Raw genomic sequence first — 22,138 nt, forward strand, 5'->3', positions numbered from 1 at the left:
CCCTGTGATCCACGCACCCTGTCGCTTGAGCCGATGGTGGGAACGATCAACCGACTGTGCATGTACACCACAGGGAGGGGGCATGCGCAGCGTGCGACACGGCAGGGTCGCTTCAAAGGCTTGAGGTGGGATACGAGGTGGTCGACGTGCTGATGGCGCATCCGACGGTGCTGAACAATCTGATCAAGGAGTACGCGGCCCTGGCCCTACTCGGGGCCGACCACGGGGACCAGCAGGCCCGCCGGCGCCTGGAGGACGTCACCTACACCCTGTGCGTGGCCACCGGCACCCGCGACATCGACAGCGCGCTGGCCGCCGCCCGCTACCGGCTGCCCGGGGCCCGCCCCCACGACGATTCCCTGCTCGCCCCCGAGCGTGCGGACCCAGCCGTCGCCTGACCGACGCCACGCTGCCCCGGTGTCCCGGTGGCTTCCGATGCCGGCGCATGGGCGCCGGGAGAGCGGTCAGGAGCTCACGGAGGGCCGGTTCGACCGTTCTTCGGTCGACGCCGGGTCGATTCCGTCTCCTGCGAAAGGGTGTTCTCGTGGACAACGGCATGTGGGGCTACCAGGCCGACTCCGGCTACCAGGCCGGTATCGACCTCACCGGCTACCGGGTCGAGGCGACCGACGGCCATATCGGGAAGGTCGACGAGCACTCCGCCGAGGTCGGCGCTCAGTACCTCGTCGTCGACACCGGGCCGTGGATCTTCGGGAAGCACGTCCTGCTCCCCGCCGGCACGATCATGTCCGTCGACGCCGTGAACCGGAGCGTCCAGGTCGGCCGCACCAAGGACGAGATCAAGGACTCCCCCGAGTACCACCAGGACAAGCACGCCGGCGACGCCGACTACCGCAACGACATCGGCGCCTACTACGGCCGCACGCTGTAAACCCGCTCCCCAGCACCGCATCGGGGTGGTCCGCGCAGGAGAACCGCGCGGACCACCCCGATGCCGTCCGGAAGCGCCCCCAGGGCACATCCTCGAGAACAGGAGACCGACAGCCCCATGGCCTCAAGCCGCGCGCAGGCCCGCACCCGGCACCCGCGCCACCAGCGGCGCGGCGAGGCCCGACTGCCCGCCGTCGCGGCCACGCTCGTGGCCGTCGCCCTGTACCTGCTGCTGCCGCAGAACCTGCTCCTGGGCCCGCGGTTCGTGCTACCCGCCCTGGAGGTGCTCCTCCTCGTCCCCCCGCTCGTGATCAACCCCCGGCGCATGACCCGCCAGAACCGGACCTCCAGGGCCCTCTCGCTGGTCCTGGTCGCCATCATCGCGGGCAGCAACCTGTTCGCCCTGGGACTGCTGGTCCACGACCTGGTCTCCGCCGGTATCAAGGACGGCGGCGCGCTGCTGGTGGCCGCCCTGCAGGTCTGGGCGACCAACATCATCGTGTTCGGGCTTGCCTACTGGGAACTGGACCGCGGCGGCCCCGTCGCCCGCACCCAGGCCGCGCGCGAGGAACTGCCCATGGCCGACTTCCGCTTCTCACAGGACGAGAACCACGGCGCAGTCCAGGAAGTCGCCGACGGCTCCAGCATCAACGCCGACTGGATCCCCACCCTGGCCGACTACCTCTACGTCTCGGTCACCAACTCCACCGCGTTCAGCCCGACCGACACCATGCCCCTGTCGACCCGCGCCAAGCTCATGATGAGCGTCCAGGCCATCGCCGCCCTCATCACCTCACTCCTGGTCATCGCCCGCGCCGTCAGCATCCTGCACTAACCTCCCCGCACCATCACCGCCCACCGCCGCGCAGGAGAAGGGGAGACAGACCGGGAGAGCGGAGGCCTGCTCGGCCCTGACTTCACCGTCGATCTCACCGTCCGGGATCGACTACTGACCCGCGCGAGGGAACACGGAGGCGAATGGGTCGGCCTCGTCGTCCTCGATCGGCCGCACGTACACGTTCTCCGGCACAGTCGACGTCTCACGCCAGCGTCCGGCCCGCCGCAGCGCCCGGCCGCCCGCACCGGCCTCGGCCAGATCGGTCGCGCCGCCCGCCCGGATCCCCTGCGAGGTGATCTTCGCGGGCTTGGAGACGCCGGCGCGCTCGGCCAGAACCTGGATCCGCTCCCCGACGGCCGCCGGGGACAGCCGCGCCTGCGGCCCGGCGGAGAGGGCGCGGGCGGTGAGCCGGTCGCCGGTGGACAGCTGCCGGAACAGCGGACCGGCGATGACTCCCTGGCCCTTGAGCCAGTCCCGCCAGGCCCGGACCCGGCGCACCGGCCGCAGGTCGGGCCGGTCGTGCAGCCGGATCAGCTCCAGCCCCTCCCCCGACTGGTGGTTCTTGTCGGCGGCGAGGTCGATGACGACCTGGTCGTGCAGCAGCTGGGTGTACTCGAGGTCGATGTCCGGGATCTCGCTGCGCCGGGCCAGCATCAGGTACATCACCGCCAGCAGCGCCGCGTCCCGCTTCCCGGTCGCGGTCGTCTCGTCGACGGCGGCGAGCATCGCCAGCACGTCGGGCAGACGCAGCGCCGGGGCCTGCCGCTTCCGGGAGGCGCGCGGGTTCTCCCGCCGGTAGGTCTCCAGCAGCTCCAGCGTCTCCAGCCGGTCCGGCCGCAGCCCGGCGGGCTGCCAGCGCCAGAGGTGGCCCAGGTAGATGCCGATGGTGTCGGGCTTGAGCCGCGGCTGCCGCCGCATCAGATGCCCGGCGTACTCCAGGTACGTGGCGTCGGTGCACGGCCGGGCGACCCGGCCCTCCCCCGCGCACCAGGCTTCGAACCGGCGGATCGTGGCGTCGCGGTTGATCCGGGTGTTGTCCGCCCCGGCGCGGGCGCGGCGCTGCGCGGTGTCCGCGCTGATCCGGAAGTCCGCCTCGGAGTAGCGGGGCAGCTCCTCCATGGTGGGTGGCATCTCCCCGGGACCGAGCACGGTGTGCCGGTCGACCAGGTAGCGCGGCCCGTGGCCGCGAGGCCGGGCCGGGACGAGCGCGGCGGACCAGTCGGGCCCGTCGTCGACGAGCTCGGCGTCGACGACGTCTGCGGCTGGTTCTCGGGTCACGGGGTACCCCCTGGGGGTGTGGCGGACAGAGGTCGGATTCCTTGATCGAATCTTCCCTCTATTACGGCACTGATCACGTAGCTGGACGCCGGCAGCTTGTCTCGCCACGGGTGCCTTGCACGTGATTCGGTGGTTCGCGGGGGGGCGGGCTGCCTCGCGCGGGTGCGTCCGGCCGCGGGCAGCCGTCTGGACGATGGCCGATCTTGACGAGTTCTTGACGTGCATCCAGCGGTTTCTTAGCTAGGCTCCGGATCTGGTGTGCCGGGAAGTCTGGTCGGCGGTGCAGTCCGTTCGTCCCCCTTCCCATGAGAAAGCAGCTCACGCCTCGTGACGACCCATATGACGCCTCAGCCCGCCGCAGGGCCCCCACGCTGGCGGTCGCTGCTGCACGCGCGGCCGGTGCTGCTGATCGCGTTCGCGTTCGCGGTGATGGCCGACCCGGTGTCCTCGGTCGCGTACGCGATCGAGGCCGCGTTGCGGGCTCTGCACGGGGACCTTGAGCTGCTGCCGACCATGGGCCTGGTCGTTGCACTGATCGCGCTGGTCATCGTCAACTACCACCAGCTCGTCGCCCGCTACCCGCAGGGCGGCGGAGCCGCGGCCGCCGCCGGTGACGCCTTCGGGGAGGCTGCGGCGTTCGTGCCGATCGGCGCGCTCATCGTCGACTTCGTCCTGACCATCGCGATCTCCTCTGCTGCGGGTGCATCGGCGATCATCGCTTACCTGCCCGCCGCCGCACCCTGGCGCATCCCCCTCGCGCTCGCGCTCACCGCGCTGGTGGCCGGGCTGACCTGGTTCGGGCACCTGGGCCGCGCCATCTTCGCGCTGATGACGCTCGTCTTCATCGGTGTCACCGTCGCCGTGCTGTGGGGCGGCCTGAGTGCCCCGGTGCATCCCAGCGGCACCATCAGCCACAGTGCGGGCCGCTGGGCTCCCCTCGCGGTCGCGGTCGCCTTTCCCGTCGCGATGGCACTGGCGACCGGGGTCGAGGCCCCCTCCTCCGCCATCGCGCAGCTCGGTCAGCTCGACGACGCCGGACGCCGCCGCTTCGGCCGTATCACCTTGTGGCTGACCCTGCTGCTGGTCGGCGGAATCACCCTGGGCCTGACGGCGGAGGCTGTCCACCTGCGCATCGGCATCCCCGCCCCGGACAGCACCCAGATCGCGGACCTCGCGCACGCCGCCGCGTCCGGCCCGCTGTACGCCCTGTTTCAACTGCTCACCGCGCTGCTGCTGCTCTCGGCCGCATCCTCGTCCTTCGCTGCGGGCCCTGGCCTGCTCAAGGCCCTCGCCCGGCACCAGTGCGCCGACGGCGGCGAGGCCGGCATCCTCCCGGCGCTGTGGGGCCGCACCAACAAGCACCACACGCCCTACTGGGGCGTCGTCCTATTCCTGGCCGTCTCTGCCCTGGTGATCGTCGCCGCTGGCGGAGACGATCAGCGGCTCGTGCTCTTCTACGCCGTATCGGTCTTCATGGCCTTCCTCGCCGGCCTGGTCGCTATGGCCCGCTTCTCGCTGAGCGAGCGGCAGTTCGGCCACGCCGTGGTGAACCTGGTCGGCGCGGTCGCCGTCACCTTCGTCTTGGTGGTCAATCTCTCCCGGGGCGAGCCGATCGCCTCGCTCGCTGCTGCGGTGCTCATCGCGGGCGGGCTGTACCGGATGTGGGTCAAGGCCGGACGCCCCCGGGGCATCCGCGACGTGGCAGCGGAGGCCGAGTCGGAATCCAGGTGACCCCGCCGCCGCGGCCATCGGTGACCGGGTGCGCCGTCCGGTCCCTGCTCCGCCTCGCTCGGCGGGCGCTTCGCCGCCTGGAGACCGCACCGCAGCTTTTTTGCATGGTGCAAATTTTGCTCTATGCTGGATATACGACGGCCGCCCCCGCGAGCCGCCTCCGAAAGGAGGGTCACCGTGCTGCCCCTGCACCACGAAACGGAGCTGACCAGCAACGCCGTTGACGCGCCGGCCGGTGGACATCACGCGCGTGCTGTCGCCCTCGCGTCGGTGCGGTCCGGTGGAGCACCTGCCCTGGCGCGACTGCTGCTGCACGTGAGGCCGGACAGCCCGGAAGCGGCTCTGGAGATGGGCGCACTGCTGCGTTCGCTCCCCGGCGTCGGACCGCTGGGTGCCAGGGACCTGCTGCGCCTTGCCCGGGTGAGGGACTCCGACACGTTGGGCCACCTCACGTCTGACCAACGCAGGAGGCTCTCGCCCGTGCTGGCGCACGTGCCGTACATCCTGGGCTCCAATACCGTCGGCACGCCGGGGCCCTGAGGCATTCGGTCAGCAGATCGTACGGTGGAACTGGGCCGACAGGCGGTCAGGAGAGATGGGCGATGGCGCGATGGATCATCCGGCCGGAGCGCGCGCTGCGCCGCATCGGAGTCGCCGTCTTGCTGCTCTGCATGGCCGAGATCGTCGCGCTCGTGGCCGTGTCCGGGCGGGAGCGGCCGATGGTCGCTGGTGCGCTGGCGGGCGCGGGCCTGACGCTGGCGATCATCGTGCGACTACGCCACATCGTGGATGCACGTACCGGCACGCCCGCTGACGGACCATGGGCGCAGCCATGGGTGCTGGCGGCCATGCTGGACGGGTTCCCTGTGGACCAGCTGCGCCCGGCGCTGCTGGCCGCACCGGAGGGGTCCGACCTGGACCTGCTTTACAGGGCTTGGGCGTGCGCCGTCATGGGACGTGACGCGGGATGGCTTGAGGCGCGGTTCGCACTGGACCCTTGGATCGCCGACCTGCTGGTGTCGGCGTCGGTGAGCAGCTCTTCTGGAGGCTCTGGTACCCGTCCCGAGGCGTGACCGGGGTTCCGGCGCCGCCGCCACCTTGGCCTTTTCGCGGCCACGGCAAGCCGCCCGCTCTTCGTTGTCATGCGCGGTCGGCGATTTAGGTCTTGGGGTCGTCCGGCGCGCCGTTCGCGTACTGATAGGCGGCGTCGAGCGCTTGGTAGCGGTCGGTGTGTCCGCGTACGTCGGTGATCTTTCCGTCGGTGATGCGGAAGATCTGGTAGAGGCGCGGCTTGGCTGCTTCATCGGCCGCGAGGCCGAGGACGACCGCGTCGGGGTAGGGGTGAAGACCTCGTCGAGGGCGGGTCGGGCCCGGTTCTCGCGTACCGCGGCGTACCAGGTCAAGACGGCGGCGCGGCCTGGCGTGCTGGGGTCAGCCCCGGGGGTGGGCGCCCAGGTGACGTCGGGGGCCAGCAGACCGAGCAGGAGACGGAGATCGTCGCCGTCCAAGGCAGCGCGCAGCGCGGAGGTGACCTGGGCCGGTGTCATCTGGTGCTGCATGCGGGCCTTTCAGTTCGACGCCCCCTGGGGGCTGGCGGGTTCAGGGGGATGGGTTGCCCCGGGGTGGCAGCCTCTGGAGCGGCTGCCGATGTGCGTGGCCGGGCGCGGGGACCAGGCCAGGCCGTGCAGGAGGACGAACGCGATCCGGCTCACTGGCATGGATAGCCACTTGGCGGAGGGGCAGTCCGGCGTCGTCGGGCCGCTGTTCGCGTCCCTGGTGGTGGACGCGTGCCCGGTCAGTGGGCTTGGGCCATGGCCTTCGGATGATTGGTTCGGGGCGGGTGGTGGAGGGCGTGGAGGATGGCGCTGTGGTCGAGCCAGCCGACTAGGACGCCGCCGGGGCGGTCCAGGACGGGCAGTCCGGTCGTGTGCGAGGAGGTGAGCAGGTCCCGTGCGGTGGCGAGCGTGGCGTCGGGTGTGGTGGTGGGCTGGGTGTCGTCGGCGAACTTGCCGATCGGTGCTTGCAGGTCGACGTCGTCCGCCAGTGCCCGGATGAGGTCGTGGGTGTGGACGGTGCCGCGGTACGCGCCGCCGGGGCCGGTGAGCGGGACCACGCCGTGGTGGTGGTGCGTCAGAGCCTTTGGCGCCTGGGCGATGGGGGTGGTGTCGCCGAGCGCGTGGGGTGGGGCGGTCATGGCCTGGGAGACGGTGAGGTTGTCGGCGGGGTCGACGGGGGCGTCGAGGTCGATGCCGCGGCGCATCAGCTTGGCGGTGTAGATGTTCTCGTAGCTGAGCAGGTGGCTTACGCCGGTGGCGAGGACGATGGCGGCCATGAGCGGCAGGATGATGCTGTATTCGCCGGTCAGCTCGAAGAGGATGACGACGGCGGTGATCGGGGCGCGGGCGGCTCCGGCGAAGACGGCTCCCATGCCGACGATGCCGTAGGCGGCGGCCGATCCGGCGATTGACGGCATGAGCTGGTGGGCGCCTTGGCCGAAGGCGGAGCCGAGCATGGCGCCGATGAACAGGCTGGGTGCGAACACGCCGCCGGAGCCGCCGATGCCGATGGTCAAGGAGGTGGCGATCATCTTGCCGGCGAGCAGGGCGAGCAGGAACAGCAGCGCGTAGCCGCCGGCCAGGGCGTGCTCCAGGACGGGGTAGCCGACGCCGTACATCTGCGGCAGGGCGAGCAGGAGCAGTCCGAGGAGCAGGCCGCCGACGGCGGGTCGGGCCCATTCGGGGCCGCGCCAGATCGCGTCGCAGGCGTCCTCGATCCGGTACAGCACCTTGTTGAAGCCGACCCCGACCACGCCCGCGAGCAGGCCCAGCACGGCGAACAGGGCGTACTGGGCGATGTGCTGCACTTGGAAGGCCGGCAGGGTGATGAAGGCGGTGTTGCCCAGGATCGAGCGGCCGATGACGGAGGCGGTGACGGAGGAGAGCACGACCATGCCGAAGGACTCGGCGGCGAAGTCGCGCAGGATCAGCTCCATCGCGAAGAAGACCCCGGCCAGCGGGGCGTTGAAGGTCGCGGCGATGCCCCCGGCCGCGCCGCACGCGACCAGCATCTTGATCCGCGACTCCGACAGCCTGGCTAGCTGGCCGAGGGTGGACCCGAGGGCGGAGCCGATCTGCACGATCGGGCCCTCGCGGCCGACCGAGCCGCCGCCGCCGATGCACAGCGCGGACGCGAGCGTCTTGACGCCCGCGACCTGGGGTGCGATGCGCCCGCCGCGGCGGGCGACGGCGTACATGACCTCGGGGACGCCATGACCGCGGGCCTCGCGGGCGAACCGCTGCACCAGCGGCCCGTACAGCAGTCCGGCGACGACCGGGGCAAGGAGCACGAACCAGGGGCCGAGGAAGGGCACGTGCGGGTTGGCGGCGTGCCCGGCGGCGGCGTAGTCCGTGTGCCCGGACAGGGCTTGCGTGAAGGTCTTGATCAGCCAGCGGAACACCACGGCCCCGAGCCCGGCGCCGGCGCCGATCACGAGCGCGAGGACGGCGAGTCCTCCCTTGGACGAGCGGAGGAACGTCGTCGCCCGCTGGACCGCGGAGGTCGGCGGGGCTGCGGCGAGCTGCGGATTCATACTTTGCATTATGCAATGCTTGCATCATACTAAAAAGAGTGGGATTGCCCACTGAGACGCCGCCCCCGTCCGCCGCTCCTAGTCGCGGACCCGCGGGCGGAACGTCGGGCAGCGCGCACAGGGCCTCGGACATTCCAAGAGGAGTTCGAATGACCAGTGACGGCATTCCCGCTGTGGCGGTGAGCGTCGACCGCCCGGCCGACCCCTGCCGCGCCCTGGACTGGGCCGCCCGAGAGGCAATGGTGCGCGACGCTCCGCTGCTCATAGTCACCGTCTCGACCGGGGTCGTAGGCTCCAGGAGGGACAAGGCGCACCTACTGCTTCAGCAGTGCGCGCAGCGCACAGAACGATCGCACCCCGGCCTGCGCGTGACCTGGGAGGTCATGGACGCCGAGGCTCGCCGGACGTTCGAGCGGCGCGGGCAGGACGTGCAACTGCTCGTCGTCGGCGCACGGAGCACCCATCGGCTCAACGAGCGCCTGTTCGGGTCGACCGCCGTACACACCGCCGCCGCAGCGGTATGTCCAGTCGTGGTCGTCCCCGAAAATCCGCAGGCCAGTTGGCCAGCGCGCGGCCAGGGACCGATTGTCCTCGGCCTGGACGAGGAGACCGACCACGCCCGTGCCGCGATGGCTTTCGCGTTCGAGGCGGCGGTGCGTGAGGACGCCGAACTGCGCGTGGTGCATGCCTGGCAGCGGTCCCTCACCGGCGCCGACGGCGCCACTGCGCTGATGATGGCCGCCGAGCAGGACATGCGCCTGCACCGGACGCTCGCTCCCTGGCGGGCACACTATCCCGAGGTGGATCTGCAGGCCGAAGCCGTGTACGGCGGTACCCGCCGATACCTGCAGGAGATGTCGCAACAGGCCGGCCTGGTCGTCGTTGGCCGCCGCGGTCGGCCAACGGGACCACTGGCCCGACTGCACTCCGTCGGCCAGAGCGTCCTGCGCCGTGCACGTTGCCCCGTCGCCGTCATCCCCGCGGCCTGAGCCGCACAGCCGCTGATAATCGCCGGATGTCAACGCCGAAGCGTTGAGACGGTAGAAAGGGACCTATGCCCGACGATCGCCGCTCCCCCCGAACCGCCGTCCCCGCTCCCACCGCCGAGGAGGAGGACCTGGTGACCGCCGTCCTGACCGCCTCCCGGGTCCTGGTGTCCATCTCCGCCCGCTCCCTGGGGACGGTCGCCGAGCAGCTGACCCTGCCTCAGTTCCGCATGCTCGTGCTGCTCCACTCCCGCGGCGCGATGAACCTGTCCCGGCTCGCCGAGCAGCTGGCCGTCAACCCATCCACCGCCATGCGGATGATCGACCGCCTCATCGCCGCCGGCATGGTGGTCCGCGAGACCAACGCGCAGGACCGGCGCGAGGTCGCCATCGAGCTGACCGGCAAGGGCGCGGGCACCGTCGTCGAGGCCACCGAGCGCCGCCGCGCCGACATCGCCGCGATCGTGGGCCAGATGCCGGCCGAGCAGCGCACCGGCCTGGTCCAGGCCCTTCGTGCCTTCACCGAGGCGAGCCAGGAGCCTGACGCGGTCCAGCGCCAGCTCGACCTGCTGGGCTGGTAGACCCGACGCTTCCACATGCCCGGGCGGGTCACGTCCGCGCGGGAGTCCTGGCGGGGGCGGGAGCGGTCGGCGTGCCGCCGGTGTAGTCCCGCCAGTCTCCCGGTGCCTGGCCGGGGGCCAGCGTGCGGAGTTTCGCGAGGACGGCCGGGTCCTGGGCCTCCAGCCACGCGACGAGCTGGCGGAAGGAGACCAGGCGCACGTCGGGCTTGGCGGCGATGTCGCGCAGCGCCTGTTCGACGGCCTTCATGTAGATGCCGCCGTTCCAGGACTCGAAGTGGTTGCCGACGAAGAACGGCGCGCGGTTGGTGGTGTAGGCGCGGTTGAAGCCCGCCATGTAGGACCCGTAGGCCTGCTGCTGCCAGTAGGGGCGCTTGGACGGGTCTCCCTTGGGTGTGCCTCCGGTCTGGTTGGCCAGCATGTTGTAGTCCATCGACAGCACCTGGAAGCTGTGCCCGGGGAACGGGATGGACTGCAGCGGGAAGTCCCACAGACCCAGCTTCTTGCCCGGCCACATCTGCAATCCGCCCGGGGAGCTGGCGTCGTACTTCCAGCCCATCGCCGCCGCGGTCGGCAGCAGCTGGTTCTGCCCGAGCAGGCAGGGCGTGCGGCCGCCGATCAGCTCCTTGCGGTAGTCGAACGGCAGCGGGTCCATGTCGTGGTAGCCGGTGTTGGTCTTCCACTTCTCCACGAAGCCGATCGCCTGCTCCAGCTCGCTGCGCCACTGCGCCGGCGTCCAGGTGCCCACTCCGGTGGTGGGGCTGCAGAAGTGGCCGTTGAAGTGCGTGCCGATCTCGTGGCCCTCCAGCCACGCGAGCCGCACCTGCTCCAGGGTCATCTTGACGTGATCGTCGGCGAGGTAGCCGATGTCGGAGGCTCCCGGTTCGTGGCCGGGCGGCAGGTAGAGGTCCTTCTTGCCCTCGGGCAGGACGTAAATCCCGGACAGGAAGAACGACATCGTTGCCTTCGTCTCCTGGGCGACGGCGCGGAAATGGGAGAACAGCTTCTTGCTGTCCTCCCCCGCACCGTCCCAGGAGAACACGACGAACTGAGGCGGACGCTGCCCCGGCTCCAGATGCTGCGGCGTCGGCTGGAACGGCTGCGCGCCGGTGTCCGCCATCGACCCGTCGCCGATCAACGCCGTCGGCCGGGCGGGCATCCGCCCCCTCGCGTCGCCGCCCGGGGCGCTGGGCCGCGCCGGCCGGGGAGGAGTCGCGGTCACCCCGCCGCATCCGGAGACCAGGGTCGTGGCGGCGGCAGCCGCGGCGGCCACCACTCCTCGGCGGGAGAAATGGGCCATGATGCTCCTTGCTTCGTTACCGGCGCGCGGGCATGACACACCGTCGGCCGGTCCGCCTGCGACGTCACGCCATGCCATCCTCATGCAAGGTTTGCATGGTGCAATGAACCTGGCAGGGTGAATTCCGCCAACCGGGCATCGCCCCAGGTCCTGGCCCCGCACGCTGACGAGTCGCCGAGCGGGCGGCGTGTCGCGGCGCCACGCCCCCATTGCTGGAGCGCCCATGCGGTCGCGACCGCTGGCCACCGTGCTCGCGCGATCAAGAGCTGGCCCCGGGCGCAGGGCGAGGGATCGGGGACAGGCCGCGCGGCCACGAGCTGCAGGTGGCCAAGGCCGCCCTTCAGATGAACCGCCGAACCACGCGCGGCTGCGAGTCGCCGTCGCGGTGGCCCGTTGGCCGCCGCAGCTCTCCCACCAGCGACGACCCCGTCGGCGTCAGCGCCACGAAGGGGATGAAGTCGTGGCCGACCTGATAGAACTCGGCCGCCGTGGCCTCCGCCTCAAGGCCGCACAGCCGCAGCAGTTGCAGCGCGGCGCGCGGGTGCCGCGACGCGTACAGCGCCATCGCCTGCCCCGACTCGTCCGGCGTGAACGGCCGGGCCAGCGCCTCACTGCTACGCCGCCCGACCCGCACGTGGACGCGGGCGTCGTGGCAGATGTTGCGGTACCACTGCGACGCCTGCCCGAATCCCGACGCGACGAGAATCGCCCCCGTCTCCGGGTCACGTCCCACCACCTCCAGCACCGTCTGCCGCGACAGTCCACTACTGCGGCCGGTGTGCGTGGGAAGGCAGAACCGGGACCCGAACAGCCAGCCCAGGTGCCACCGATACAGCTTCACCGGCGCACGGAACAGCACACGCCGCCACCCCGTCGGCCCGGCCGACGGGCGGACCCGCTTCGCCATGCGCCCTCCGTGGATCATCATTCTTTGGACAGTGCAATCTTTGTAGGACGCAATCTCAACTGTAAAGCGCCAGCTCCGGCCTCCAGCCGCCGTGGACGCCGGGATATGGCAGTGAAACGGCAGCCGTATGGCATACCCACGCCGGATTTTGCCGACGACTGTTCTTCCCCTCGTAGCGTGGAGTCGTGACCCAATAAGGAGTTGAGTGGCGCTGGACATCGAAGTCGACGCTCCACTGCCGCCAGCAGTGCCCGCAGGAGAACTCCACGCGCTCCACGGCGAGTTCGGTGATCGTATTTCTCACCTCCCGCCCCTGGGCGGGCTGTCCTCAGGTGGGGGAGGCGGGCCGGTGCACGCGCACTGGCCCCGCCACCACCGTCGCGCCCCGCGGCCGCGGTGGTCCGGGGGCCACACGAGTCGGCGGATCGTCACGGGCGGGTCCGCCCCGGTCGGCCGCGGGGGCGTCGTCGTGCTGCAACTGCCGGTAGGCGTCCACGACGCGGGCGAGGTGTTCGGGCGCGTCGGGACTGGGGTTGGTGTCCGGATGCCAGAGCCGGGCCAGAGCCCGGTAGGCGCTGGTGATCTGGGCCCGGCTGGCGTCCGGGCCGATCCCGAGGACCCGGTACGGGTCGGACGGTTTGGGCTTTTCACGCGTCATCACGGCCTCCGTCCCGTGCCAGGGGTGAGGTGGGCGGGCCGCGGACCGTGCCCGCCGCCACGGCCGGGACGCCACGCCCGCAACCGCGAATGCCTCGGCCCGCGATAGGAGGGGCCGACCGGTGCGCCCGCTGGGGGCCGCCGGATCCGGGTCGGTCCGCGGGCGGCAGACGCCGTCGGGGCGGACCTTCGGGTTCGGCGAGGGGGGCGAACTGGGCCGCGGCCAGCTCCGGATCGGCCAGGATGATGTCCCAGAACGTCTCGTCCACGGAAGCGGCGGCCTGGACGGCCTCGGTGGTCTGCGTGGTCATGGGAGTGCACCTCGCAGGTGATCGGGGTGCCGCGCGGCCCGGGGCCCCGGGGAGAAGCCCGCGGGTGCCGCGCGGCACCCGCCCCTCTTCCTTGCGTTCCAGACCCGAGTGCCTGGTCCGGGTCTGGAGCTCATGGCCCCGGCTGGGCGGGGCGGTTGTCGGGGTGCCGCGCGGGCGGCCGGGGGGAATGTGTTCCGTCCGCGCGGCACCGGTTCCTTCGGGGTACCAGGCCCGATGGGGTCAGGCCTGGAGTTCCTTGCGGTCGTCGCCGCCGCTGATCTGGATCTTGCGGGGCTTGGCGGTCTCGGCGACCGGGATCGTCAGGGTGAGTACGCCGGCCTCGTAGGCGGCGCTGATCTTGTCGGTGTCGAGGGTGTCGCCGAGGAACAGCTGCCGGGAGAACACTCCCAGCGGCCGTTCGGAGACCTGGACCTCGGCGCCGTCGCCGCGTTCGGCCGGGCGGCGTTCGGCCTTGACGGTCAGCACGTTCTGTTCAACGTCCAGGTCGATCGCGTCCGGGCTGATGCCAGGCAGGTCGAACTGGACGTAGAACGTGTCGCCGTCACGCCAGGCGTCCATCGGCATCGCGGACGGGCGCGACCAGGTGCCGGTGGTTCCGAACATCTGCTGGGTGATCCGGTCCAGCTCGCGGAAGGGGTCAGTGCGCATCAACATCGTCGAGCACCTCCTGATCGAATCAACGGGCGAGTATCGACGCGCTCACACATCCGTCATAACACGTAACCCTTTCAGCGACAAGTTCCACCTGTCGCCTATTGGGTGACTCGGATGGTCAGGCGTCCTGAGGGAACAGGGCATAAGTGCCGGTGGCCTTCAGGAGTCGGGTCACCGGGGGCGGGGTGCCGCGCAGCTTCAGCCGGCGCCCGAGTTCGGCGGCATGGTTGCGGGCGGCGATCAGCGTCCCGAGCGCGGCGCAGTCGGCGAACGTCACCCGCGTCAGGTCCACCACCACGCCGCCGGGATGCGACTCCAGCTCACGCTGTAGTCGGGCCCGCAGAGCAGGCGTGGTGGCCCAGTCGAGCTCACCTGCGGCGCGCACCACTCCCATCCCCGCGCCGCCGTTTGGTCGGCGGTTTCGGCGGGAGTGTGGGTCGAGGGAGCGCCGCCGGGGCATCGTTGCCTGGGGACTCATGCCGCTGCGGGAACGGCCTGGCCGGACTCGTCCGCCGCCCGGTGCGAGCGACTGTCCTGCCCGGCGTGGACGGTGATCGTGCGGCGGCGGGAGGCCTGGGCGATGGGGACGGTCAGGGTCAGGACGCCGTCGGCCAGGTGGGCCTGGATGCGGGACGCGTCCAGGGTGTCGGCCAGCTGGATCCGGCGTTCGAGCACCCCGTGCGGCCGCTCGGCGACCTGTGCGGGGGCTCCCTGCCCGCGCGGGGCGGGACGGCGCTGCGTCCGCACGGTCACCATCTGACCGTGCGCCTCGAGGTCGATCGCCTCGATCGGGATGCCGGGCAGGTCGAGGGCGATCACGAAGCGATCGGTCTCGCGCCAGGCGTCCATCGGGATCGGCCTCGGTCGTGCCCCGGATCCGGGGGGCGCCTGGTGGTTCACCGCAGTGCGCATGGACATCGTCGGACACCTCCGGTCCGGGCAGGTCTCTTTCGGGGTTCGCACCGGTGTGGTGCGGACGACAACTGTTGTAGCATGTCGTCTAGGCGATGACAAACACTGGGTCAGCGAAAGAGTGACGATATGGATGTGCAGGATCCCGACCGGGCCGCGGGGGTGGGCCCGGCTTCGTTCCTGGCCGCAGCTGCGGCGCTGGGCATGATGGACGCCGCCGCCCGAACCGCCCGCCACGCCCCCGCCGACACCAACACGCAGGACGACCCGCGGCAGGCACTGGCGGCGCTGATGACGCTGCGTCACGTGCGGGAAGAACTCGCGGGCTGGGAGACCGGACTGATCGAAACCGCCCGCACCGCAGGGGCCACCTGGGCCGACCTCGCCGAACCCCTGGGAGTCCAGAGCCGGCAGGCCGCAGAGCGCCGCTACCTGCGCCTGCGCCCCAACGCCGACGCGGGCACCGTTGCCGGCAGCACCGGCGAGCAACGCGTCCAGGCCGCCCGCGACCAGCGCGCCGCCGACCGCGCGGTCACCACCTGGGCCCGCGACAACGCCGCCGACCTGCGGCGCCTCGCCGGGCAGATCGGCGCCCTCGACGACCTCGGAGCCGGCGCCGCCCCCGCGATAGAGCGCCTGCTGGACGCCCTCGGTGACAACGACCCGGCCCGTCTCCTCGCTCCCCTCGCCGAAGCCCGCCCCCTCCTGGAAGCTGACCACCCGAGGATCGCCGACCGCCTCGACGAACTCACCGCCCGCACGGACCGACTGCGCGCCGACAGCGACCGCCAACGCCGCACCCCCACACCATGACCACCCCCACGACCGATGTGACCGGCGAAGCACTCCACACCGTGGACCCGTTCACCACCGGCAGCCTGACCGCGCTCACCTGGTTCCTGCGCGACCGCGTTCGCGACGCTCACGCGGCCGGGCACCCGGGCGCCCAGCAGTTGCAGGACAGCGTGGAGGACGCGGCGCGAGGCATCCTCACCTACGTCGACCAGGCGGCCCGTACCCCCGACCCGCAGGCGATCGCCCCCGCACGGGTCCGCGCCCACGCGTTGTGGACCGGGCTCGAGACCGCCGCAAGCTTCTGGCACGACCACCCCGCCCATCCCGCCCACGCTCGCCCCGCGGACCCGCGCAGCGCCTGGCGCGATCCCGCCCGCTACACCACCGCCCGCTGACAGCAACCAGTGCGACGACGCGTTGTCGTCCCCGACCCCCGCCGACGCCATGACTCCAGCCAACCTCCAGCAACTGCTCATCGAGCGTGCCCCGACCATTCCCCGCATCACCGACGCCGGCAAGCGCGACGACGACAGCCCCTACGGACTGACCGTCACCCTGGCCAGCGGCGGCCAGGTGTGGTGGGCCATCACCGGTGCCAGCGGACCCGCCCCTGCAGCAGATGCCGTCTCAGGGGAGGCGTTGGAGGTGCCGGATCTTACGGGTCCATCGGTCCCTGTGGCCCTGGTCGAGCAGGCATTGGTCGCCACGGCGGTCGGCGCCGACGACCCGACCGGCGGGGTACTGCGTGCCGACCGGTACAGCATCCGCCCGAACCCGCCCGCGGTCCGGTACGGCGCGACGCTCGAGTGCCGCGACGGCTGGAAACTCTTCCTGTCCTGCTACGGCACCGCGCGCCACGGCCACGCCCGCCCCGAAAAGCCCTACCAGCCCCTCAGCCACATCTGATCGCACCCCGCGACCCCGACAGCCCACCCTCACGAAGGAGACAGCCCCCGTGGCCGGTACGACCGAGACCCTGGAGTTCCAGGCGGAGACCCGCCAGCTCCTGCAACTGGTGATCCACTCGATCTACTCGAACAAGGACATCTTCCTGCGCGAGCTGATCTCCAACGCCTCCGACGCCCTCGACAAGCTCCGCCTGGAGTCCCTCACCCGCACCGACCTCGACGCATCCGACCTGCAGATCACCCTGGAAGTCGACCAAGATGCCCGCACCCTGACCGTCCGGGACAACGGCGTCGGCATGACAAGGGACGACGTCGTCGACCTCATCGGCACGATCGCCAAATCCGGCACCGCGAGCCTTCTCGCGAAGATCAAGGAAGCCAAGGACGCCGACGCGGCGCAGCATCTGATCGGGCAGTTCGGCGTCGGCTTCTACTCCGCGTTCATGGTCGCCGACAAGGTCACCCTGCACACCCGACGCGCCGGCACCGACCAGGGCACGATGTGGGAGTCCGACGGTGAGGGCACGTACACCATCGCCGACGCCGAGGGTCTGCCCGCCGGTACCGCCGTCACCCTTCACCTCAAGGCGGAGGACAGCGAGGACGGACTGGGTGACTACCTGGCCGCCTGGAAGATCCGCCAGATCGTCAAGCAGTACTCCGACTTCATCCGCTGGCCCATCCGCATGGCCACCGAACCCACCACCACCGAGGCGGCCGAAGTCGCCTCGGGCGCCGAGGGCGAGTCCCAGGCCAAGGCCGTGGGTGCGCTGGAAACGCTGAACTCGATGAAGGCGCTGTGGGCCCGGTCACGCAGCGAGGTGACCGAGGCCGAGTACAGCGAGTTCTACCAGCAGATCAGCCACGACTGGGAGCCCCCGGCCGAGACGATCCACATGCGGGCGGAGGGCACCTTCGAGTACGAGGCGCTGCTGTTCCTCCCGTCCCGCGCCCCGTTCGACCTGTTCTCCCGCGACACCAAGCGCGGTGTGCAGCTGTACGTCAAGCGGGTGTTCATCATGGACGACTGCGACGCGCTGATGCCGAACTACCTGCGCTTCGTCAAGGGCGTCGTCGACGCCCACGACCTGTCCCTGAACGTGTCGCGGGAGATCCTGCAGCACGATCGGCAGATCACCGCCGTGCGCCGGCGTCTGGTCAAGAAGGTCCTCGGCGCGGTCAAGGACATGCAGGCCACCCGGACTGAGGACTACACGAAGCTGTGGGAGCAGTTCGGGCGGGTGATCAAGGAAGGGCTGATCGAGGACCGCGACAACACCGACGCACTGCTGGAGCTGGTCTCCGCCGCTTCGACCAACGATCCGGTCGAGACGACCACGCTGCGCGACTACGTCTCCCGCATGAAGGACGGCCAGAACACCATCTACTACCTGACGGGCGAGAACCGGGCGACCGTGGAGCACTCCCCGCACATGGAGGCCTTCGCCGCCAGGGGCTACGAGGTCCTCATCCTCACCGACCCCGTGGACGAGGTCTGGACCGAGCAGGTCCCCTCCTTCGACGGCCACCGCTTCCAGTCCATCGCCAAGGGCCAGGTCGACCTCGACCAGACCGACGACGAGAGCGACGAAACGAAGGCGGCCAAGGCCCAGCAGGAGCAGGACTACGCCGCACTCCTCACCTGGCTGCAGACCACGCTCGCCGAGCACGTCAAGCAGGTCCGCCTCTCCACCCGCCTCACCACCTCCGCCGCCTGTCTGGTCGGCGACGCCCACGACCTGACCCCCACCCTGGAGAAGATGTACCGGGCCATGGGCCAGGACCTCCCGAGCGTGAAGCGGATCCTCGAAATCAACCCCACCCACCCGCTGGTCACCGGCCTTCGTGAGGCCCACGGCGCGAACCCGGACGATCCGGCGGTCGCCGAGGTTGCAGAACTGGTCCACGGCGGCGCACTCCTGGCCGAAGGCGGGGACCTGCCCGACCCCGCCCGCTTCACCCGTCTCCTCACCGACCACCTCACCAAAGCCCTGTAACCCACCGTCGGGTGCGGCCGGCCGCGGGGTTCGCCGGCCGGCCGCAACCGGCCCGACAAGCCACGACGGGCCGCCGGACCGTGTGCGCCGCGCCCGCTCCCACGCCGGCGCACACACAACCCAGCACTCGGCACCCTGAACGGAACCGGCCGCTGCCGACGGCCACCGACACCACCACGGAGAGCGAAACGTGTACCAGTACACCGACCGCAAGAACCGCACCCTGGCCGACCGCGTCGACGACGTGGCAGCGCGCCGCCCGAGCCACGGCACCGAGCAGGACAAGACGGCCGCAACCGCCCTGCTCGCGGACATGCTCCAGGCCGCCGCGAAGCACGGCATCAACCTGGACAACCTCGACATGGTCACCGACCTGCCGGGCGGCTGCTACCGTGCGGTCTCGAAGAACAACGATCTGGACGAACGCATCAACGCCGCCGCCGCCCGGCGCGCCGTCCCCGGCACCGAACAGGACAAGGCCGCTGCGACGGCTCTGCTCACCGACATGCTCCAGGCCGCCGCGAAGCACGGCATCACGCTCGACACCTTCGACTGGGTCACCGACCTCCCCGGAACCTGCTACCGCGCCGTCGCCCGGCACCGCGAACTGACCGCACGCATCAACGAAGCCGCCGAACGCCACAGCACCCCCAGCACCGAGGAAGACAAGGCCGCCGCGACGGCTCTGCTCGCGGACATGCTCCAGGCCGCCGCGAAGCACGGCATCAACCTCGACGCCTTCGACTGGGTCACCGACCTCCCCGGCGGCTGCTACGCCGCCGTCGCCGCCAGGCACCGGAACCGAGCCGTGCAATGGGCCACAGCCAGCTGAGCCGAGCGGTCGGCCGTCCACGCTCGCCGTGCACTGCCGCCTTTCGCCCCGCGACGCGCGGCCTGGCATGCGCGTCGGTGGGGAGTCCCGCTGCGCGGACCGAGCACCTCACACCGGACCGATCCTCCAGGTCAGGTGCGCGTCCAGCCTGCGGCCGCCCACCCTTGGGGCGCCCGGACTCGCTCATGCCGTCGACCGACGATGACGCACGCGCTCGCCACAGTCGCCCGATAGGTCAGCTGGTCCCGCGCAGCTTGGCCAGTGCCTCGTTCAGCAGGGTCTCGCCGTCTTCTTGGGAGCGGCGCTGCCGGACGTAGCCCATGTGAGTCATGTAGGGGGCGTGGCCTTCGGCGACGGGCACGTCGTCGCGGTCCCGCCCGGCGGGCAGTCCGCACCGCGGGCAGTCCCACGTCTGCGGGACCTCCGCCTCGATCGCGAAGTTCCGCTGCGTCTGGTGCCCGTTGCTGCACCAGAACGACACCGTCGTGCGCGGCGCGAGGTCACCGCGCTCCGGCTCGCCCAGCGGCCCGGACCCGATCCGCGCGCCCCTGATGTTGCTGCTTCCCCGCGCCACGATGCTCTCCCTCGGCCATGATGTCCACGCCTCGGATGTGCATGGGATAAGCCCAGCGTACGGGCACCCTCCGGTAGAGCATTCCCCGGCCAGCCCCTGCACACTCGACGGACCGCCCGGGACGGAAGCTCAGGTCACTCCGGCCGGGGGCAGCGGCACACCGGGTCCGGCGGTCAGGGCTCGGCCGGCGACTGGGAACGGCGGCTGCGAATACCGCGGTGAGCCCGGGCGCCACTGGGGACGGTCGTCGCGGTGATGGTCATACTGGACCGCCAGCAGGCGAAGCTGTTGCCCGGCGTTCCGGCCTCCCCAGGGTGCCCTAGGTACGGCCCGGATGGTGGAAGCGAGCAACTGCTCCACCGCCTCGTGCCCGCGCAGCTTCGACTCGCCGTGCTACAGCAGTGACTCCGGGCTGACATCGAGGCCGAGGCCGTCGGGCGGTGCGGGCCTCTTGTGACGTCGATTACCGATACCGTGCGGGTCTACGGCGTCAGATAGTGGGCGCCAAAATCTGGAGGCACCAGCCCCATGCTGATTGCTCAGCGTCCTTCGCTGACCGAAGAGGTCGTCGACGAGTTCCGCTCCCGGTTCGTGATCGAGCCGCTGGAGCCGGGCTTCGGCTACACCCTCGGCAACTCGCTCCGCCGTACGCTCCTCTCCTCGATCCCCGGCGCTGCTGTCACCAGCATCCGGATCGACGGTGTCCTGCACGAGTTCACCACCGTGCCGGGCGTCAAGGAGGACGTCACCGACCTCATCCTGAACATCAAGCAGCTGGTCGTCTCCTCGGAGCACGACGAGCCGGTCGTGATGTACCTGCGCAAGCAGGGTCCGGGTCTGGTCACCGCCGCCGACATCGCGCCCCCGGCCGGTGTCGAGGTGCACAACCCCGAGCTGGTCCTCGCCACGCTGAACGGCAAGGGCAAGCTGGAGATGGAGCTGACCGTCGAGCGCGGTCGCGGCTACGTCTCCGCCGTGCAGAACAAGCAGTCCGGCCAGGAGATCGGCCGTATCCCGGTCGACTCCATCTACTCGCCGGTGCTGAAGGTCACCTACAAGGTCGAGGCCACGCGTGTCGAGCAGCGCACCGACTTCGACAAGCTGATCGTCGACGTCGAGACCAAGCCCGCCATGCGTCCGCGCGACGCGATGGCGTCGGCCGGTAAGACCCTGGTCGAGCTGTTCGGTCTCGCGCGCGAGCTCAACGGCGACGCCGAGGGCATCGACATGGGCCCCACCCCGGCGGAAACCGCGTTCGCCGCCGACCTGGCATTGCCGATCGAGGAGCTGGAGCTCACGGTCCGCTCCTACAACTGCCTCAAGCGCGAGGGCATCCACACCGTGGGTGAGCTCGTGGCCCGCTCCGAGGCCGACCTGCTCGACATCCGCAACTTCGGTATGAAATCGATCGACGAGGTCAAGGCGAAGCTGGCTGACATGGGCATGGGCCTCAAGGACAGCCCTCCCGGATTCGACCCCATCGCCGCCGACGCCTTCGGCAATGCGGACGCGAATTTCCTCGAGACCGAACAGTACTGAACGCTGCGCCGGGTCGCGCGGTCCGGAAGACGCCTCCCGGACCGCACGACCAGGTTGCGGGAAAGACCACCCGCTCCAGGATCTCCGGCTAGGCCCAGAAGGTGACCGGCGACCGGAAGCTGCGCAAGGCAAGAAGAAGGCCCCGCCACCAGGCTGCCCGCCCTATACACCGCCGCACATGCCTGCCCCGACGGACACCTCGGTCACGCCCTGGACGACGGAGGCGACCTCCAGGCCGCCGCGTTCTGCTCCGTGCCCGTGGACCAGGTCGTCGAGCACATCGACGTCCTGGTCGCCTCCGGCTGGCTCACCGGTACCGCCATCCGCGACGGCCGCCTGTCTGGTCGGCTCACCGAACGCGTCTTGCTGCTTGGCGGGCTCCTGTAGTGCCTGCCGCAGGCACGGCAGGCACTACAGGTTCCTGCCACCGGTGCGGCGGGCGGTCAGAACACCCAGGAGGAGGCCGTCGTCGTCGACGACAGGCCATACCCGCAGGTGCTTGGATCGCATCGCTCGTGTGGCGAGTTCGAGATCCATGGCGGGCCGGGCGAAGGGCCCGCGCTGGTGGGTGATGTCGCGGATGGCGGTGCGCTCGGTGTACCGCGAGCGTGCCATGAAGACGTGGAGGTGCGACCGGCTGACCAGGCCTTCGCAGCGGCCAGCCTCGTCGTGGACCAGCAGGTACGCAACATGGGGGTCGTAGAAGAGGTCGCCTGCCTGGTCGAGGGTGGTGTCGTCGGCGACTTGGTTCGGATGCGGTGCCATGGCGTCGGCCACGGTGAGGAGCGTGCCTGCGGGGGGAGGTCGGCTGGCCACGATGGCACCTGAGCCCGTCCCCGA

Annotated in this window: 26 protein-coding genes; 15 read left to right on the forward strand and 11 right to left on the reverse strand. The window is 70.7% G+C overall.

Features of this window, described 5'->3' with window-relative positions; all coding sequences use genetic code 11:
- The first annotated feature begins 146 nt into the window (after positions 1 to 146).
- The 3 genes from BS83_RS12375 (at position 147) to BS83_RS12385 (ending at position 1,726) form a co-directional block, all read left to right on the forward strand.
- Positions 147 to 398, forward strand: a complete 252-nt coding sequence (locus BS83_RS12375; protein WP_037608745.1) for a DUF5133 domain-containing protein — start codon at positions 147 to 149, stop codon at positions 396 to 398.
- Between the two features lie 146 nt (positions 399 to 544).
- Complete coding sequence (locus BS83_RS12380; protein WP_037603786.1) at positions 545 to 892, forward strand: PRC-barrel domain-containing protein; 348 nt, start codon at positions 545 to 547, stop codon at positions 890 to 892.
- Between the two features lie 117 nt (positions 893 to 1,009).
- On the forward strand, positions 1,010 to 1,726 hold the full coding sequence (locus BS83_RS12385) for a DUF1345 domain-containing protein (protein WP_037603787.1): 717 nt from the start codon (positions 1,010 to 1,012) through the stop codon (positions 1,724 to 1,726).
- 111 nt (positions 1,727 to 1,837) lie between these two features.
- Here BS83_RS12385 and BS83_RS12390 read toward each other — a convergent pair whose 3' ends face one another.
- Complete coding sequence (locus tag BS83_RS12390) at positions 1,838 to 3,007, reverse strand: site-specific integrase (protein WP_037603788.1); 1,170 nt, start codon at positions 3,005 to 3,007, stop codon at positions 1,838 to 1,840.
- Between the two features lie 327 nt (positions 3,008 to 3,334).
- Between BS83_RS12390 and BS83_RS12395 the strand changes: the two genes are divergently transcribed.
- The 3 genes from BS83_RS12395 (at position 3,335) to BS83_RS12405 (ending at position 5,811) form a co-directional block, all read left to right on the forward strand.
- Positions 3,335 to 4,738 (forward strand): APC family permease, encoded by a 1,404-nt coding sequence (locus BS83_RS12395; protein WP_232248235.1) that lies wholly within the window; start codon positions 3,335 to 3,337, stop codon positions 4,736 to 4,738.
- Positions 4,739 to 4,915: 177 nt separating this feature from the next.
- Complete coding sequence (locus tag BS83_RS12400) at positions 4,916 to 5,278, forward strand: hypothetical protein (protein WP_037603789.1); 363 nt, start codon at positions 4,916 to 4,918, stop codon at positions 5,276 to 5,278.
- Between the two features lie 62 nt (positions 5,279 to 5,340).
- Positions 5,341 to 5,811 carry a hypothetical protein gene (locus BS83_RS12405; protein WP_037603790.1) on the forward strand — a complete coding sequence of 157 codons (471 nt, stop codon included), beginning with the start codon at positions 5,341 to 5,343 and terminating at the stop codon, positions 5,809 to 5,811.
- Positions 5,812 to 6,533: 722 nt separating this feature from the next.
- On the opposite strand, the gene BS83_RS12410 is transcribed toward BS83_RS12405, so the two are convergent.
- Positions 6,534 to 8,327, reverse strand: coding sequence for a chloride channel protein (locus tag BS83_RS12410; RefSeq protein ID WP_084713399.1), 1,794 nt, complete (start codon positions 8,325 to 8,327; stop codon positions 6,534 to 6,536).
- A 149-nt stretch (positions 8,328 to 8,476) separates the two neighbouring features.
- Here BS83_RS12410 and BS83_RS12415 point away from each other — a divergent pair, with 149 nt between their 5' ends.
- A complete protein-coding gene (locus BS83_RS12415; protein ID WP_037603791.1) occupies positions 8,477 to 9,316 on the forward strand; it encodes a universal stress protein in 840 nt (279 codons plus the stop codon).
- Positions 9,317 to 9,381: 65 nt separating this feature from the next.
- Positions 9,382 to 9,894, forward strand: a complete 513-nt coding sequence (locus tag BS83_RS12420; protein WP_037603792.1) for a MarR family winged helix-turn-helix transcriptional regulator — start codon at positions 9,382 to 9,384, stop codon at positions 9,892 to 9,894.
- Positions 9,895 to 9,922: 28 nt separating this feature from the next.
- Here the strand turns inward: BS83_RS12420 and BS83_RS12425 are convergent, their stop codons facing one another.
- The 7 genes from BS83_RS12425 to BS83_RS12455 form a co-directional block, all read right to left on the reverse strand.
- Positions 9,923 to 11,191, reverse strand: a complete 1,269-nt coding sequence (locus tag BS83_RS12425; protein WP_037603793.1) for a polysaccharide deacetylase family protein — start codon at positions 11,189 to 11,191, stop codon at positions 9,923 to 9,925.
- A gap of 340 nt (positions 11,192 to 11,531) precedes the next feature.
- On the reverse strand, positions 11,532 to 12,098 hold the full coding sequence (locus tag BS83_RS12430) for a nitroreductase family deazaflavin-dependent oxidoreductase (protein ID WP_198035223.1): 567 nt from the start codon (positions 12,096 to 12,098) through the stop codon (positions 11,532 to 11,534).
- A 328-nt stretch (positions 12,099 to 12,426) separates the two neighbouring features.
- Complete coding sequence (locus tag BS83_RS41740; RefSeq protein ID WP_051942968.1) at positions 12,427 to 12,756, reverse strand: J domain-containing protein; 330 nt, start codon at positions 12,754 to 12,756, stop codon at positions 12,427 to 12,429.
- Positions 12,746 to 13,066 (reverse strand): hypothetical protein, encoded by a 321-nt coding sequence (locus tag BS83_RS12440; protein WP_037603796.1) that lies wholly within the window; start codon positions 13,064 to 13,066, stop codon positions 12,746 to 12,748. The genes BS83_RS41740 and BS83_RS12440 overlap by 11 nt, the downstream gene beginning before the upstream one ends.
- 240 nt (positions 13,067 to 13,306) lie before the next feature.
- On the reverse strand, positions 13,307 to 13,741 hold the full coding sequence (locus BS83_RS12445) for an Hsp20/alpha crystallin family protein (protein ID WP_037599706.1): 435 nt from the start codon (positions 13,739 to 13,741) through the stop codon (positions 13,307 to 13,309).
- 118 nt (positions 13,742 to 13,859) lie between these two features.
- Positions 13,860 to 14,126 (reverse strand): STAS domain-containing protein, encoded by a 267-nt coding sequence (locus BS83_RS12450; protein WP_198035080.1) that lies wholly within the window; start codon positions 14,124 to 14,126, stop codon positions 13,860 to 13,862.
- Positions 14,127 to 14,215: 89 nt separating this feature from the next.
- Positions 14,216 to 14,659, reverse strand: coding sequence for an Hsp20/alpha crystallin family protein (locus BS83_RS12455; RefSeq protein WP_084712994.1), 444 nt, complete (start codon positions 14,657 to 14,659; stop codon positions 14,216 to 14,218).
- Positions 14,660 to 14,782: 123 nt separating this feature from the next.
- Between BS83_RS12455 and BS83_RS12460 the strand changes: the two genes are divergently transcribed.
- From BS83_RS12460 to BS83_RS12480, 5 genes are all read left to right on the forward strand, one after another.
- Positions 14,783 to 15,466 (forward strand): hypothetical protein, encoded by a 684-nt coding sequence (locus BS83_RS12460; RefSeq protein ID WP_037603798.1) that lies wholly within the window; start codon positions 14,783 to 14,785, stop codon positions 15,464 to 15,466.
- Positions 15,463 to 15,843 (forward strand): hypothetical protein, encoded by a 381-nt coding sequence (locus BS83_RS12465; protein ID WP_037603800.1) that lies wholly within the window; start codon positions 15,463 to 15,465, stop codon positions 15,841 to 15,843. Before BS83_RS12460 ends, BS83_RS12465 begins: the two co-directional genes overlap by 4 nt.
- Positions 15,844 to 15,892: 49 nt before the next feature.
- Complete coding sequence (locus tag BS83_RS47445) at positions 15,893 to 16,354, forward strand: hypothetical protein (protein WP_037603802.1); 462 nt, start codon at positions 15,893 to 15,895, stop codon at positions 16,352 to 16,354.
- 49 nt (positions 16,355 to 16,403) lie between these two features.
- Positions 16,404 to 18,353 carry a molecular chaperone HtpG gene (htpG, locus tag BS83_RS12475; RefSeq protein ID WP_037603804.1) on the forward strand — a complete coding sequence of 650 codons (1,950 nt, stop codon included), beginning with the start codon at positions 16,404 to 16,406 and terminating at the stop codon, positions 18,351 to 18,353.
- Positions 18,354 to 18,543: 190 nt separating this feature from the next.
- The gene (locus BS83_RS12480; protein ID WP_037603806.1) at positions 18,544 to 19,185 is read left to right on the forward strand and encodes a hypothetical protein; all 642 of its coding nucleotides are present in this window, start codon (positions 18,544 to 18,546) and stop codon (positions 19,183 to 19,185) included.
- Between the two features lie 235 nt (positions 19,186 to 19,420).
- On the opposite strand, the gene BS83_RS12485 is transcribed toward BS83_RS12480, so the two are convergent.
- Entirely contained in the window at positions 19,421 to 19,759 is a 339-nt protein-coding gene (locus BS83_RS12485; RefSeq protein WP_037603808.1) for an RNA polymerase-binding protein RbpA, read from the reverse strand.
- Between the two features lie 528 nt (positions 19,760 to 20,287).
- Between BS83_RS12485 and BS83_RS12490 the strand changes: the two genes are divergently transcribed.
- Entirely contained in the window at positions 20,288 to 21,298 is a 1,011-nt protein-coding gene (locus tag BS83_RS12490) for a DNA-directed RNA polymerase subunit alpha (RefSeq protein WP_037603810.1), read from the forward strand.
- 258 nt (positions 21,299 to 21,556) lie between these two features.
- Positions 21,557 to 21,685 carry a hypothetical protein gene (locus tag BS83_RS48290; protein ID WP_269664850.1) on the forward strand — a complete coding sequence of 43 codons (129 nt, stop codon included), beginning with the start codon at positions 21,557 to 21,559 and terminating at the stop codon, positions 21,683 to 21,685.
- A 24-nt stretch (positions 21,686 to 21,709) separates the two neighbouring features.
- Here the strand turns inward: BS83_RS48290 and BS83_RS12495 are convergent, their stop codons facing one another.
- Positions 21,710 to 22,075, reverse strand: coding sequence for a CBS domain-containing protein (locus BS83_RS12495; protein WP_157597150.1), 366 nt, complete (start codon positions 22,073 to 22,075; stop codon positions 21,710 to 21,712).
- Between the last annotated feature and the right edge of the window lie 63 nt (positions 22,076 to 22,138).

Source organism: Streptacidiphilus rugosus AM-16, assembly GCF_000744655.1.
In the GTDB taxonomy this organism is placed as follows: Bacteria; Actinomycetota; Actinomycetes; order Streptomycetales; family Streptomycetaceae; genus Streptacidiphilus; species Streptacidiphilus rugosus.